The organism is Dawidia soli (genome assembly GCF_018598185.1).
Taxonomy (GTDB): domain Bacteria; phylum Bacteroidota; class Bacteroidia; order Cytophagales; family Cyclobacteriaceae; genus Ohtaekwangia; species Ohtaekwangia soli.
In genome coordinates this window covers 27,090-38,698 of sequence record NZ_JAHESC010000051.1, presented here as the reverse complement: position 1 = coordinate 38,698, position 11,609 = coordinate 27,090, and the positions used below count along the sequence as shown (strand labels likewise).

General features: G+C 53.7%; 15 protein-coding genes. 2 read left to right on the top strand and 13 right to left on the bottom strand.

Going from position 1 to position 11,609, the window contains the following annotated elements:
• Position 1 precedes the first annotated feature (1 nt).
• The 11 genes from KK078_RS25515 to KK078_RS25465 form a co-directional block, all read right to left on the bottom strand.
• Positions 2 to 775, bottom strand: coding sequence for a DNA-formamidopyrimidine glycosylase family protein (locus tag KK078_RS25515; RefSeq protein WP_254093169.1), 774 nt, complete (start codon positions 773 to 775; stop codon positions 2 to 4).
• A 6-nt stretch (positions 776 to 781) separates the two neighbouring features.
• The gene (locus KK078_RS25510) at positions 782 to 1,525 is read right to left on the bottom strand and encodes a hypothetical protein (protein ID WP_254093168.1); all 744 of its coding nucleotides are present in this window, start codon (positions 1,523 to 1,525) and stop codon (positions 782 to 784) included.
• Positions 1,526 to 1,633: 108 nt separating this feature from the next.
• Entirely contained in the window at positions 1,634 to 2,800 is a 1,167-nt protein-coding gene (locus tag KK078_RS25505) for an iron-containing alcohol dehydrogenase (RefSeq protein ID WP_254093167.1), read from the bottom strand.
• A gap of 9 nt (positions 2,801 to 2,809) precedes the next feature.
• Positions 2,810 to 3,112, bottom strand: coding sequence for an antibiotic biosynthesis monooxygenase (locus tag KK078_RS25500; protein ID WP_254093166.1), 303 nt, complete (start codon positions 3,110 to 3,112; stop codon positions 2,810 to 2,812).
• Positions 3,113 to 3,126: 14 nt separating this feature from the next.
• The gene (locus KK078_RS25495; RefSeq protein WP_254093165.1) at positions 3,127 to 4,101 is read right to left on the bottom strand and encodes a C45 family autoproteolytic acyltransferase/hydolase; all 975 of its coding nucleotides are present in this window, start codon (positions 4,099 to 4,101) and stop codon (positions 3,127 to 3,129) included.
• Between the two features lie 17 nt (positions 4,102 to 4,118).
• The gene (locus KK078_RS25490; protein ID WP_254093164.1) at positions 4,119 to 4,970 is read right to left on the bottom strand and encodes a helix-hairpin-helix domain-containing protein; all 852 of its coding nucleotides are present in this window, start codon (positions 4,968 to 4,970) and stop codon (positions 4,119 to 4,121) included.
• Positions 4,963 to 5,343 carry a VOC family protein gene (locus KK078_RS25485; protein WP_254093163.1) on the bottom strand — a complete coding sequence of 127 codons (381 nt, stop codon included), beginning with the start codon at positions 5,341 to 5,343 and terminating at the stop codon, positions 4,963 to 4,965. The genes KK078_RS25490 and KK078_RS25485 overlap by 8 nt, the downstream gene beginning before the upstream one ends.
• A 191-nt stretch (positions 5,344 to 5,534) precedes the next feature.
• The gene (locus tag KK078_RS25480; RefSeq protein ID WP_254093162.1) at positions 5,535 to 6,581 is read right to left on the bottom strand and encodes a tetratricopeptide repeat protein; all 1,047 of its coding nucleotides are present in this window, start codon (positions 6,579 to 6,581) and stop codon (positions 5,535 to 5,537) included.
• Positions 6,582 to 6,822: 241 nt separating this feature from the next.
• On the bottom strand, positions 6,823 to 7,386 hold the full coding sequence (locus KK078_RS25475; RefSeq protein ID WP_254093161.1) for a hypothetical protein: 564 nt from the start codon (positions 7,384 to 7,386) through the stop codon (positions 6,823 to 6,825).
• Positions 7,387 to 7,665: 279 nt separating this feature from the next.
• Entirely contained in the window at positions 7,666 to 7,887 is a 222-nt protein-coding gene (locus KK078_RS25470) for a hypothetical protein (protein WP_254093160.1), read from the bottom strand.
• A gap of 214 nt (positions 7,888 to 8,101) precedes the next feature.
• On the bottom strand, positions 8,102 to 8,269 hold the full coding sequence (locus KK078_RS25465) for a hypothetical protein (RefSeq protein ID WP_254093159.1): 168 nt from the start codon (positions 8,267 to 8,269) through the stop codon (positions 8,102 to 8,104).
• A gap of 406 nt (positions 8,270 to 8,675) precedes the next feature.
• Here KK078_RS25465 and KK078_RS25460 point away from each other — a divergent pair, with 406 nt between their 5' ends.
• A complete protein-coding gene (locus tag KK078_RS25460; RefSeq protein WP_254093158.1) occupies positions 8,676 to 9,011 on the top strand; it encodes a hypothetical protein in 336 nt (111 codons plus the stop codon).
• A 249-nt stretch (positions 9,012 to 9,260) separates the two neighbouring features.
• Here KK078_RS25460 and KK078_RS25455 read toward each other — a convergent pair whose 3' ends face one another.
• Positions 9,261 to 9,839 (bottom strand): O-methyltransferase, encoded by a 579-nt coding sequence (locus KK078_RS25455; protein ID WP_254093157.1) that lies wholly within the window; start codon positions 9,837 to 9,839, stop codon positions 9,261 to 9,263.
• A gap of 178 nt (positions 9,840 to 10,017) precedes the next feature.
• Here KK078_RS25455 and KK078_RS25450 point away from each other — a divergent pair, with 178 nt between their 5' ends.
• Positions 10,018 to 10,485 carry a GNAT family N-acetyltransferase gene (locus tag KK078_RS25450; protein ID WP_254093156.1) on the top strand — a complete coding sequence of 156 codons (468 nt, stop codon included), beginning with the start codon at positions 10,018 to 10,020 and terminating at the stop codon, positions 10,483 to 10,485.
• On the opposite strand, the gene KK078_RS25445 is transcribed toward KK078_RS25450, so the two are convergent.
• The gene (locus tag KK078_RS25445; RefSeq protein ID WP_254093155.1) at positions 10,478 to 11,560 is read right to left on the bottom strand and encodes a glycoside hydrolase family 88/105 protein; all 1,083 of its coding nucleotides are present in this window, start codon (positions 11,558 to 11,560) and stop codon (positions 10,478 to 10,480) included. The genes KK078_RS25450 and KK078_RS25445 overlap by 8 nt on opposite strands.
• Positions 11,561 to 11,609: the final 49 nt, after the last annotated feature.

Below are 11,609 nucleotides of genomic sequence, written 5' to 3'. Positions count from 1 at the left end.
ATTATTGAAACACCTCCTGCTCGTCTGTAAAATAGGTCTTACGTCCCCCCGTCGTGCTATGACGGATGGTAGCGCCGGTGGGACTTTCTTTTTTCTTCGCGTTGTGGATCGCCAGAAAATCCCGTAGCTCGCCGGTAATGGTCTTCGGATTGGCCTTGCGGATTTGTTTCTCCGCTTGTGTCAGCACTTTCTTAATCGACTTAGCCAGTGCCCTCACCTTTGTATCGGGGATCTTATTGCTAACGGATGTCGGCGCAATACGAGCATCCCAAAGGATTTCATCGGCATAAGCATTGCCGATGCCTCGGATCACTTTCTGGTCCAATAACAATGCTTTGATATTCGTTTTGCGTTGCAACAGCTCCTTCAACAAAGCGGTGTTCACATCCTTCGACAGTGCGTCCGGCGCCTCGCGCGCTACGGGATTCAGTGTAGGCGTAGCAGCACGTTGCCAATCCGTTAAGGCCAACCCGGTGTCGTCGGTGAAATGCAGCGACAGCACCGTGTGCTTATGGTCATTCGTTCCTTCAAACAAATATAGATTACCATGAAGCATCAGGTGCAAGGCCAGTATTTCGTCGCCAACAGAAATGTGAAGCTCCTTGCCATCGCGGTAAATTTGTTTAACACGTTTCCCCTTCAGCCTTTTGTTTAATGTGGCGACGGAGACGTTTAGCTTTTGCACCACCGGCACAGAGACTTTTTCTACGGTCTTACCCTTCAGAGCCTTGTTCAGGTTACCGCTGAAGACCTGGAGATCGGGTAGTTCGGGCATAAGGACTTAGTTGAGGTTGTACCATTCTTCCACCTGCGCGCTGATAGCATTCACCAACCCCTGCGGCGTATCCGTAATGCGCCAGCCGTTCCGGGTATATTTTAAAACGCCGACATGTTTCTTGTTTAACGTGACATCCAGTTGCTGGCACACACCGTCCACGCAGCTGGATATGACCGGGATGGCCACACCTTTATAATCCTTCTCCTTGTGTACAAAATGCAACGGCACCGGAACCGTCTTTTCCGGCTCGCGCTCCAGCTCGTCGATCAGCCCCCGCAGGATTTCAATAAGCTTGTTGCGCTGTGCCGTATCCGATGCGCTCCACGTGTCTTTGCTGGCCCGCTTATGCGCCAGCTTGAACTTGAGGCCCACCATGGACGTAGTATAGTCGTTGGCATTTAGTTTTTCGACATATTGATGGGAGAGTATAAACCAGTGGTACCCGGTGCCTATCGGTACCCCCGATCCTTCCGGCGCATGCCCCGCGCGACGCTTGATAACACTGTAGGTCAGCTCCCAGCGATCGGGCGTCACCTTCGTCTCGCGCCAAACGCCCTTGTCGTAATTCCACTTGTGGCTGCGGCCCACCTGCATACCGGTGTAATGCTGGCCATCAAATTCCTTAAAGGCATTGTACGACCGGCTGACATCTTTCTTCACAGCCTTCGCGGCCTTTACCGGCTTTGCAGCCCTGGCCACCTTCGCCGCCTTACGGGCGGGCTTCCGGGTAAGCGTTGTTGTTGCCATAACCATCAGAGTTTATGGACTACATCCTCCAAAACCCTGCCCGGCCCTCGACGGCGGCCCGTGTTGATAAAAATACACGCTGCAGTGCTGGAGAAGATAGCGCTCCGATTAAAGCGAGGTCAACAGAACCTCCGCCAACTCTTCAGCATTCAGCCTAACCGGGTTGTTCTTATTATCAGTAACGGCAACAATTCTCCCGACATCCCCAGGCGTCACCCCATAAGCACCCAACCGGGGTATCTGCATATCACTCGCCCACGACCCGATCGTAGCGAGAAGATGATCGATATAATAGTCGTCACTCCGCGAAGACTGATCTGTAAACAATTTCCCAGCCACCGCGTAACGAAACAAAGCCTCCTTGCCACCTTCACGCTTTAGCTTGCGCACAGTCACCCGGTTGGCCGCCGCCATCAGCGCGCTGCAAACCACACCGTGCGGAATCGCCACATACCCACCCACGGCCGAAGCAAATCCATGCACCACACCCAACCCAGCATTGGCCAGCGTTACGCCCGAAAGGTACGCCGCCAACGCCATACTGCTACGGGCGTCCATATCGTCGCCATGCCGGTACACTGCCGGCAGCGCGTGTACTACATGCCGGAGTCCTTCCAGCGCCCAGGCATCCGTCAGTGGCGTAGCCGTGGTGGAAAGATACGATTCCAGCAGCTGTGTAAAAGCATCCATACCACTGGCCGCAGTGGTTGACGGTGGGCAGGTCACAGCCAAGGCCGGATCGATCAATGCCACATCCGGCACAAAGTTATTGTGCCGTAGCGAGCGTTTATACCCCTGCTCGCCGACTTCCGACAGCACCGCATTCTTGGTGGCCTCGCTCCCGGTACCCGCCGTGGTCGGCACTGCGATGAACGGAATCTTCACACCCGGGTGCGACGCCGTACCAACACCTTCTAAATAATCTTTTACCGGCTCGTTCAACGGCAGCATCGCCGCGATAGCCTTGCCCGCATCCAGCACGCTGCCCCCGCCGACAGCGACGACCACCTGTATACCTTGCTCCGCATACCGGCGCACGGCGTCATCGATCATGGCCGGCGTGGGCTCGCCATCGATCCGGCAGTGCAGCACCCCGCGCCCCGGCACATCCAGCTGTTGCCATATAGACGAGCCCCACGGCGAGCGCTCAAATGCCTGCGCACCCGTCACCAGCAATACCTTGTTACCATACGCCTGCGTGATACCGGCAAGCATCGGGATCTTCCCGGCACCGAAGTGCAGCTGCGGCGTAGCGGCAAAACTAAAGGCCTTCATAGCGATTGATTATTTCGCCGTGGGAAAAAGCATGACGTGCTTAACACCCTCGCGGGGTTTTGCCATCCAGGGCGCAACGGTATCGCGCCAGGTCAGGTAATGTGCGGTGTCTTTGTGCGCAGCGGCAGCCTGCTCGCTGGCATAGGCTTCGTAAAAAACAAATTTGTTCTGATCCTGGGCGTCTTGTAAAATGTCGAACCGCAGGTTGCCCGGTTCGTGTATTGACTGCTCGTGGTTGAGACGTGTAGCTTCGATAAAATCGGTTAAAAACTCCGGCTTTACATGGACGTGTACGATGGTTGTTATCATCATAAGGAAAATAGAGATTATGTTCGGAAAAGACTGATCTCACCGGTCTTGTTGTTAAAGACCATCTGTTGTACTGTAATTTGCATGGCAACATCCTCGTCCTGGAGAATGTTCATGCAAGCATTGCTATTCTTGGGGATAGCTGTTCGCAGAAGCGTTAGGGCCCGATCATACCGGCCGCACGATGTAGCCTGTATAATATTGCCGGCAGTATCGGTACCGTTCTCTAACTTTTTGTAGTCATTGGTCACCGCAATAAAACGTTCGCCTGATTCCCTGATCGCCGCCCGCCGGGGCGTACGTTCGATCACCACACGCTCCTGCACACCAACCCCCGACAACAGCAGCAGGCAATCACTGGCGATCGGTGTCTGTTCCAGGATGGTACGGGCTTCGTTGTACGAGCCTGCAGAGGCCAGTACCTCGCGCAGCAGGAACGAGATGGGAAAGGCGATTTCCGGCTTGTCCCGGCTGAGCACTGCATTCAGCGTAAGCGAAAATTTCCCCGGCTTTATACCCGACAGGGCCCCGATAAACCCAGGCCACCCTACGGTCTTAAATAACGTTTTCCCATCCCGGCGAAAATCAAAGATCATCGAGTGGCGGCTCAACACGTTATTCTCGGTATGCCAGTCCAGGTTCCGGCAGTGAAACGTGGTCTCACCCGCATCCACGGCAAAGGCCGTGCAGCCGAAATAAAATTTCAGGATATCGTAATACAGGTTGGCTAATAGCACCTGGTCTTCGCTAAAGCGGGAGAAAGATGCAACGCATCCGATCTCCTCCAGGTAATGCGCTGGAAGAATGTTCTTTTTATACGCCGTCATTCCCTCCAGTAATTGCGGCTCGACACCATCAAAATCACGGAGGTAGCAGCGCAACAGCTCGTCCATATCGGTCATATATCCGGACAGGAACTGCCAACGTTCGCGGGGTGCGAGGTCCAGGTCAACGATGTGCTCGGGTATGGGTGTCGTTTCAACGGATGCCATAAGGCAAAGATAAACGTTCACCCCGATTTTTTGTTTTTACTTTTTTTCCGGAACGCCGCCGGCGTGATCTGAAATTCCTTTTTATATAACCGTATGAACGAGCTCTCGTTGTCAAACCCGCTGCGCACCGCCACCTCGGCAATCGGGTGCGCCGTGGAGCGTAGCAGCTGAGAAGCTCTTTTCAGGCGCATGTGCGTCAGGTATTGCCCGGGCGTGACTTCGTACACACTTTTGAAACACCGCAGGTAATGATACGACGAAAGGTTCGCGCTGTCCGCCAGTTGCGACAGGGAGATCTTTTCGTCCAGGTGCTTCTTCATAAAAGCCACGGACCGTTTCAGCTTTGCCACCAGGTCTTTTTTGGTCGTTTCCAACGATGCGTCTACCCGGTTCGGCGCCTGGTAGCGCGGCAGCTCGAACCACGGCTGCGTCGGACGATTGGCCGGGTAGCCGTGCTTCTCGCGAAACGCCTTACGTTCCGCCGTAAAGTCCCACCAGTTGCGGTGAACCGTCGGGTGCTGCGCATAGTGCACAATCAACCGGAATTGATCCTCCTGGCAAGGGTCGGCCCACGCCCCCAGGTGCCGCTCGAACTGGTCGGTGAGCTTCGCCCCATCCTTGCCCTTTACGTCGCGCAACGAATAATACCCCATGGAGATCATATCATGCGCAAAACGAATACCGATCGAGGGCAGGCTTTGAAACTCCGACAACGCATACAGCTCCATCGCCCGGATCTTCGAAACCCCCAGCAACCGCTGCAGCTCCGCCACCGGGTGATGGTGCATCTCCTTCACCTTAATGCCAAGTGCCCGCAGCTTTTTTTTCTCCGATGCACTAACATCTAATACAGGATTGGTATCATTCATCCTCCGCAAAAGTTAACAGGTACTGGTTGTTGTCCTCGATTGAAAATTCCGTTGCCCCATAGAACGTCTTTTCCAACGGCGTCACCACCGTCGCGATATCTTTGATCCGCTCATAGTATGCCCGGATCCCTTTCATCTTGATATAGAGCAGCAACGACCCCCCATTCTCGCGTCGTACAATGGGGAGCTGGCCGTCAATACTATGAAAAGTCTGAAACATAAACGTGACCGCGCCACAGGTCATCATCACAAACGTCAACCCACCCGCATGATCCGGCACCGTACCCGCAACTTCAAACCCCAGCTGCTTGTAGAATGCCACGGTAGCATCGATATCATAAACATAAATATTCGGAGACACGGATTCCATCATAAAATAAATGCTGAAATTGAAAGATACTTACTGCGCGCACCTCAAAAGTACACACCCCGCTCGATCTACAATGTGCCAAAATTGCTAAAGTATTGACGACAGGTCTTTCAGACTGCCGAGGCTACCATCGATCACGATAAAAAAAACGGCAGTGACCCTGCCACTGCCGTTTAATCCCCACGTCGGGAATATCATCGCTCTCTTCCTGTCTCCGGCTTGATCCTCCTGATATAAATATACCCTGCGATCAACACCACCACAGCGCCCACCCAGTTCCAGGGAAACGGATTCCTCCGGTCCAGCTCCGCCTCCTGGTACGCCAGCACCCGTTCCATCTGTTTTTCCGACGAGCTATACTGCGTGTGGTGATCGCGGATCAAGGGTATACTGTCTGCCGGTGGAAAGAATCGTCTCAACGCAGGTGCATCCGGGATTTCAAGCCCCGCCTTCTTTATTGGCTCGATAAGCGCCTGCTGTTTCGCCCGCATGCCATACGTATCCTGCGGGTCGTACTGCATGCCGATATAGTAAAATTTGTAGGCCTCCAGCATGGAATACTCGATCGCCAGGGCGTCGGCCAGCTCATTCAGGACATTCGCCAGGAGGAGGTCCGGTGTAGGCGTAAAGGGAATACGCTCGTGCAGCTGATACGTTGCTTCCCATAATTTGTTCATGTTATCCTGAAATTGCTGCGATGTGTCGGCCGAGGCTTGCGTTATCCCCAGCGCGAGTACGCGATGCTGTTCCAGCCAGTGAGGATCTTCGCGTAGGTGGAGCTTCGCCTCCAGTATCTTCAGGTGGAACCATTCGCTACCATAGTGTCCCTCCGGAAAGCGTTTATTCGTAAAACGCAATATGCGCAACGCCGAGTCGGGCATGTTGTTCAGCTCATAGAGGGTGCCCAGGTTCGCGAGGATGTTATACTCATGCGGATAGCGCTTAACAAGATCCCGGAGGATGACAAGTGATTCGTTATAACGCCCGAGCCGTGTCAGGTGAAAGGCTATATCCGAGCGCGTTTTGTAATCGTCGGCAGGTACTTCATGAAGGTGGTGAGAGGCAACAAAGTTCTCGGAAAATACCCGGTTGAACGCCCGGAAATAAGGTTCGTGTGTCCCGGGTTCAAAAAATTCGCCGGCGTCGCGCCCCGAAAGGTTTACGGCACCGTATTCATTCAAGCATGCCTGGGCTCCTTGCCAGGAGATCAGCAGGAAAAAGACTGTGAGCGGTTTGCGCATAGCTGTTAGGTTTAGGTGATCGTCCGCACCGGCTCCTGACGGTCAGGCAACGCTGTCGGCTGTCGACCCTGCCGGTGCCGATAGCATAATGCCTGGCAAAAATGGAAGTCACACGATATAGTAAAGATATTATCGCCGCGATAAAAAAAGAAACCCCGGCGGTAACCGGGGTTATGGCTGAACAATGGACCTCAGGCGGGCCACACAGAACGCATTTTGAGTGGAAAAACGAAAGGCGCGCTTAATATTTGCGCACGTAGACGGCAATATCCTTCAACATGATCTTCGTAAAGGCAAACGACAGCCCTTTGGCCACAAACGAACGACCCGGGTCCGGCAGGAAAAAAGAAGCCGTATTGGGCACGTTCAACCCCCAGGAACCCGACGCCTCCAGCTCACCCGGCAGGATCAATGCCACGTGGCCGACAGCCGATGCATTTTGATATACTGCCACCACCGCCTTGTTTTCATTCGCCGCTTGCTGGGCCTGCGACAACGTCTCTTGCAGGTAGGCCGGGCCGAGTGCCGTCCAGCTGCCGCTTTGTTTCAGAAAACCCGCCACCTCGCTCACCGTCATATAGCGACCGGCCTTCTGCGAAAAAAAGTCGTTTACTTTATATACCGTGTTCAACGTCTCGCCCTGCAGCTTGTTACAGTTCGTGGGCGTGCCGGTGTTATTGGGCGCGCAGCCTTTAAATACTTCCAACGAAGCAGCGAGATCTTTTTTCCAGTTGTGGTTCAGGCTTTGCGCCGATAGGGCAGTAGCCAGGGCAAGGGATAACGCGAGGGTCACAAACGCTTTCATACGGAGACTTTTGTTTGCATGTGTTTAAACCCCAAAGATATTGAGCGATCGGGCAGCCTGCGGGCCAATGTAGGGTTATCGAACGAATCGCAGCAAAATAGAAAGAAAAGCTGCGCTGCGATCCGTTTAGGCGCACAGCGCAGCAGTTGTGCGTGTACGGTTCACACTACTGGCGGGCCCGCGTGCCGCGCAGCACCTTGTAGCGCAGCCGCAAAAAGTCGCCATAGATACGTTTTACCGACTGCCCCCGCCAGCGCGGCATAACCCTTGGCCTGGGGCTCAGCGACAAAAGTCTTCCTTGGGAATATTCGTCCGGCGTGTTGTCAGCGCGTGTTTTTTCTTATTCGAAAATTCCTGCATGGTGGTACTGCCTACAGGCAGGTCGGTTTTGATCCTGGCTGCCGGCTCTTCAAAATACCGGGCAGAATCTTTCAGTGCCCGGATATCTTGTTTGATCCGCCCGTCCACCGATCCCAGCATGTGGCAAACGACATAAGGCATCACAGTGCGTTGTTTTTTTGTAAAGCGTTTGCGTGTTGTGAAAGCATGCCCGTAAACGTGCTGCCGCGTCAGCACCCCGGAGCAGGTTTATACGGCAAGTATAGCTATGGAATGCGTTGTCGAAACGACATCACCGGCGGAATACGATCAGGCCACGCGCGAAGGGCGTATAGATGGGAGGAAAGCAACAGGGGCAATCGGCCCTTGGCGTACATCAGTCAACAAATTGACAAGCTTCGTCCAATAATTCCTTGACAAACTTGATCTCAGCCAACAGCTGCTCCACCGACTTGGAAGGTTCCTCCTTGGCAAGCTCGTTGGCAGTCTCGCGCACCATGGCCAACTGGTACTTCAGCGCTTCGGTGTAGGTCACTGTTTCCATTATCGTGATGTTTTGAAGGTATGAATTTAAGGTTAAACTGGCGCTTTTCTACACAACACCCTCAATCTATTTTTTACCTCATTTTTCAGGTATATACTCATAACCACTTTTCCAGTAGCCACCGGTTCGTTTTATGAGATTTTCGAGGTTTTTGATAGATGTTACCGGGTTCCACCCAAAAGTTCAGCACACTAACCGGTACCATAGTGCACATAAAAGGCGTAAGGATTGGGGAAATATTAGTGGCCGTGAACATCCTGGCGTTTGACCGTTGGAGCGATCGGTCTTTGCTTCGCCGGCGAAAGTTACTATCTTCATGTTCGTAATCCTGGCCCAATCAATTTCCCCCCTGTTTTAACAAGTTGACTTCGTCGCGCCATTGTGCCTGACTTTTAATATACCTGCCATGAAGACGCTAAAAATTATTTTCGCTTGTGTTGGTGCGTGCGCCGTGCTGTACGTAGGTTTCAAAACCATTGCCTATCAACGCCGCGTATTGTGTTATCATGGTAAATGCGAATCCATCGAGCCCGGCATGACCCTCGACGAAGTCGCCACCCTCTACAACAAAAAGAGCTGCGAGCAATTCCTCGACGAGTGCCACATCCGCCTCTCCTCCCACGACGGCAAACGCACCATGTTCGTTGTCATGCCCGACGCCCTCTGGTCCACCAACACCCCCACCGTCGCCATCGCCCTCGAATCCATGACCGTCACCGCCGTCTCCTGCAGCCATTTATAATAAGCAGCGCTGTATACAGAATAGCAATAAGATACCTAGTTTCGAATATAGCTCATCGCGCCAACAACTGGTTCAAGTCTTAGCACCAAGCGGAGCGGATGTGCGTGACTTGGACCCAGCATGGCGGCAGTCTCCGACTGCCCTTGGAGCCATCTACCACGTACTACAATCACCAATCAACCAACAATGCCCTCCGACAGAACGTCCCTTCGCCAACCACCCCCGCCCAAGCCCCTTGCGTACTACTACCTACCGCTTCACCGCAATCAAAATCCCCGACGCCCAAGCCTGCTTCGTCACCACAAGATCCCCTCTCCCCTCCAGTTCCTCAACAAGCCGTGCAACTTTCAGATCATGCCCCTCCGGCCAGTTCGGCTGCGGCAGCATATCATCGATTATATAAAGCCCACCCGGCTTCACCATCGCCAGCACTTCATCCAGCAACAGATACTTCCCGTGCCAGGTATCGGCAAACACATAATCATACCGTTCTGCCAAATGCCTCATCACCCACTGCTCCCCATCCGTGGTCACGAGCTTTAACCGCGCATCGCCACCGAGGAACCGACCGGCAATCGCCAAAAGATTAGCATCGTGATCGATCGACACGAGCGTCGAATCGGCATCCATGCCGTCCAGTATCCACGACGTTGAAAGGCCGGTGCCCGTGCCCAGCTCCAGGAACGTACCGCCCGGCTTGGACGCCGCCAGCGTGCGCAGCAGCGAGCACGTCAGTATATCCGACGCCATGGTAAACCCCGAAGCCCTCGTGGCTTCGTCGATGGCAGCATACGCCGCCGGCTGAGATTGTCGTATTGTTTCGTTCATAAATAGATGATATATACACGCCGCGCTTCGCGTGTGCTAACGATCGCTTGCTATTTACAAAAGAGAAGCACATACCAAACATACGGTTTTTCACCATACGATATATATATAACGAATACTATAATTCAATATCAAATATAAATGGAATAACGATCATGTGTTTGTAAATTGAGCGATGATGACACCGCCACTACTCACCCTGCGGGCCGCCACGCACGACGACATCCCCACGCTCCGCACCTTCGAGCAAGGCGTGATCCTCGCCGAGCGCCCTTTCGACCCTACACTTGGCCCCGATCCGCTGCAATATTATGATCTGGAAGGAATGATCACCGCGACACACATCGCGTTAATGGTGGCCACGCTGGGCGACGAGATCGTCGGCAGCGGCTATGCCCGCATCGAGCAGGGGCTGCCCTTTGTAAACTACAAACAACACGCCTATGTCGGCTTCATGTACGTCGTGCCCCACCACCGCGGCAAAGGCATTGCCCGTGCCGTAGTGGACGCGCTCCGCACGTGGTCTGTAAAACAAGGCATCACCGAAATGCGGCTGGAGGTATACTATGACAATACCCCCGCCATACTATCCTACGAAAAAGCCGGCTTCAGCAAATTGCTCATAACGATGCGCAAGCCTATTTGATCTTATACAATTCGCTACCCGCCAGCAAAAAGGCACCCGATCCATACTCCTGGTAGTTGTCGATCGTCACCTTATCCGGCGAAGCACCGATAGGCTGCACCCATTGCAGTTTGCCCTCGGCTGTCACATAGTGGTTCAGACCGGCCCATGCCTTCTTTACCACCGGCAGATAATCCTTCGCGGGCAGCACATTATTATTGATGCCCCACGTCAGCGCATAACAAAAGAATGCCGATCCGCTCGTCTCGGGGTGAGGTACCTCTTCTTCATCCAACAGGCTCGGGCGCCACAACCCATCGACGGACTGGATCTTCTTCACCGCCGCCGCCATCTCGCGCAGCAGGTTGACGTAGTTGTTATAGCGTGGATCATCCTTCGGCAGGTATTGCAACACGCGCACCGTACCGGCCATCACCCAACCGTTGCCGCGCGCCCAGAAGGTCTTTCTACCCCGTGGTGTCTTCTTATCAAAGAAGCTCTTATCGCGATAAAAGAGATGCTCTTCCTGATCATAGAGAAAAGCATGAGAATCCCAGAACATCGTGTTTAAATAGTCGCGGTACTTGCGTTCACCCGTGACCGCCGCGAGTCGCGCCAGCACCGGCGGCGCCATAAACAACGCATCGCACCACCACCAATCCTCACGCCCCGGCCGGGGGTCGAGTATGAGCGAGTCGAACGTATGGCGGATGTCGGCGATCATGACCGGATCTTTCTTTTCGGCATAGATCGCCAGGTATGTTTGACCCTTGGCGTGATCGTCAGCATGGCGGAACCGTTGCGCCAGCTTCCAGTGGAACGACTCGGCCCACGCCGTGGCGGCATCCAGGTAATGTTTGTCGCCGGTGGTTTGATACGTGGCGATCACGCCGGTATAAAAGGCCGCACGTGCCCAGTCGTTTTCGTTCCGTGCATTAAAAGAGACCGGGTTGGCTAATTGCCAATCGCATACACGTTTCATAACATTGGTAATGAAGGGCTTGGTCATCACATCGGACGACTTCGGCTGCCCCAGCGCAACAACGGAAAGAAGCAACAGCGCGATACACGCGTAACCGGGAATAGATCTTTGCATAACCTAACCTACTCATTTTACACATGAAAAAGATACCGCTCATCAGAAT

Excerpts from the sequence above, each read along its gene's own strand:
- KK078_RS25490 (WP_254093164.1), bottom strand. The coding sequence starts at position 4,970 with ATGAATGATACCAATCCTGTATTAGATGTTAGTGCATCGGAGAAAAAA.
- KK078_RS25485 (WP_254093163.1), bottom strand. The coding sequence starts at position 5,343 with ATGATGGAATCCGTGTCTCCGAATATTTATGTTTATGATATCGATGCT.
- KK078_RS25470 (WP_254093160.1), bottom strand. The coding sequence starts at position 7,887 with ATGCCTTATGTCGTTTGCCACATGCTGGGATCGGTGGACGGGCGGATC.
- KK078_RS25450 (WP_254093156.1), top strand. The coding sequence starts at position 10,018 with ATGACACCGCCACTACTCACCCTGCGGGCCGCCACGCACGACGACATC.
- KK078_RS25460 (WP_254093158.1), top strand. The coding sequence starts at position 8,676 with ATGAAGACGCTAAAAATTATTTTCGCTTGTGTTGGTGCGTGCGCCGTG.
- KK078_RS25475 (WP_254093161.1), bottom strand. The coding sequence starts at position 7,386 with ATGAAAGCGTTTGTGACCCTCGCGTTATCCCTTGCCCTGGCTACTGCC.
- KK078_RS25500 (WP_254093166.1), bottom strand. The coding sequence starts at position 3,112 with ATGATGATAACAACCATCGTACACGTCCATGTAAAGCCGGAGTTTTTA.
- KK078_RS25510 (WP_254093168.1), bottom strand. The coding sequence starts at position 1,525 with ATGGCAACAACAACGCTTACCCGGAAGCCCGCCCGTAAGGCGGCGAAG.
- KK078_RS25465 (WP_254093159.1), bottom strand. The coding sequence starts at position 8,269 with ATGGAAACAGTGACCTACACCGAAGCGCTGAAGTACCAGTTGGCCATG.
- KK078_RS25480 (WP_254093162.1), bottom strand. The coding sequence starts at position 6,581 with ATGCGCAAACCGCTCACAGTCTTTTTCCTGCTGATCTCCTGGCAAGGA.
- KK078_RS25505 (WP_254093167.1), bottom strand. The coding sequence starts at position 2,800 with ATGAAGGCCTTTAGTTTTGCCGCTACGCCGCAGCTGCACTTCGGTGCC.
- KK078_RS25495 (WP_254093165.1), bottom strand. The coding sequence starts at position 4,101 with ATGGCATCCGTTGAAACGACACCCATACCCGAGCACATCGTTGACCTG.
- KK078_RS25455 (WP_254093157.1), bottom strand. The coding sequence starts at position 9,839 with ATGAACGAAACAATACGACAATCTCAGCCGGCGGCGTATGCTGCCATC.
- KK078_RS25515 (WP_254093169.1), bottom strand. The coding sequence starts at position 775 with ATGCCCGAACTACCCGATCTCCAGGTCTTCAGCGGTAACCTGAACAAG.
- KK078_RS25445 (WP_254093155.1), bottom strand. The coding sequence starts at position 11,560 with ATGCAAAGATCTATTCCCGGTTACGCGTGTATCGCGCTGTTGCTTCTT.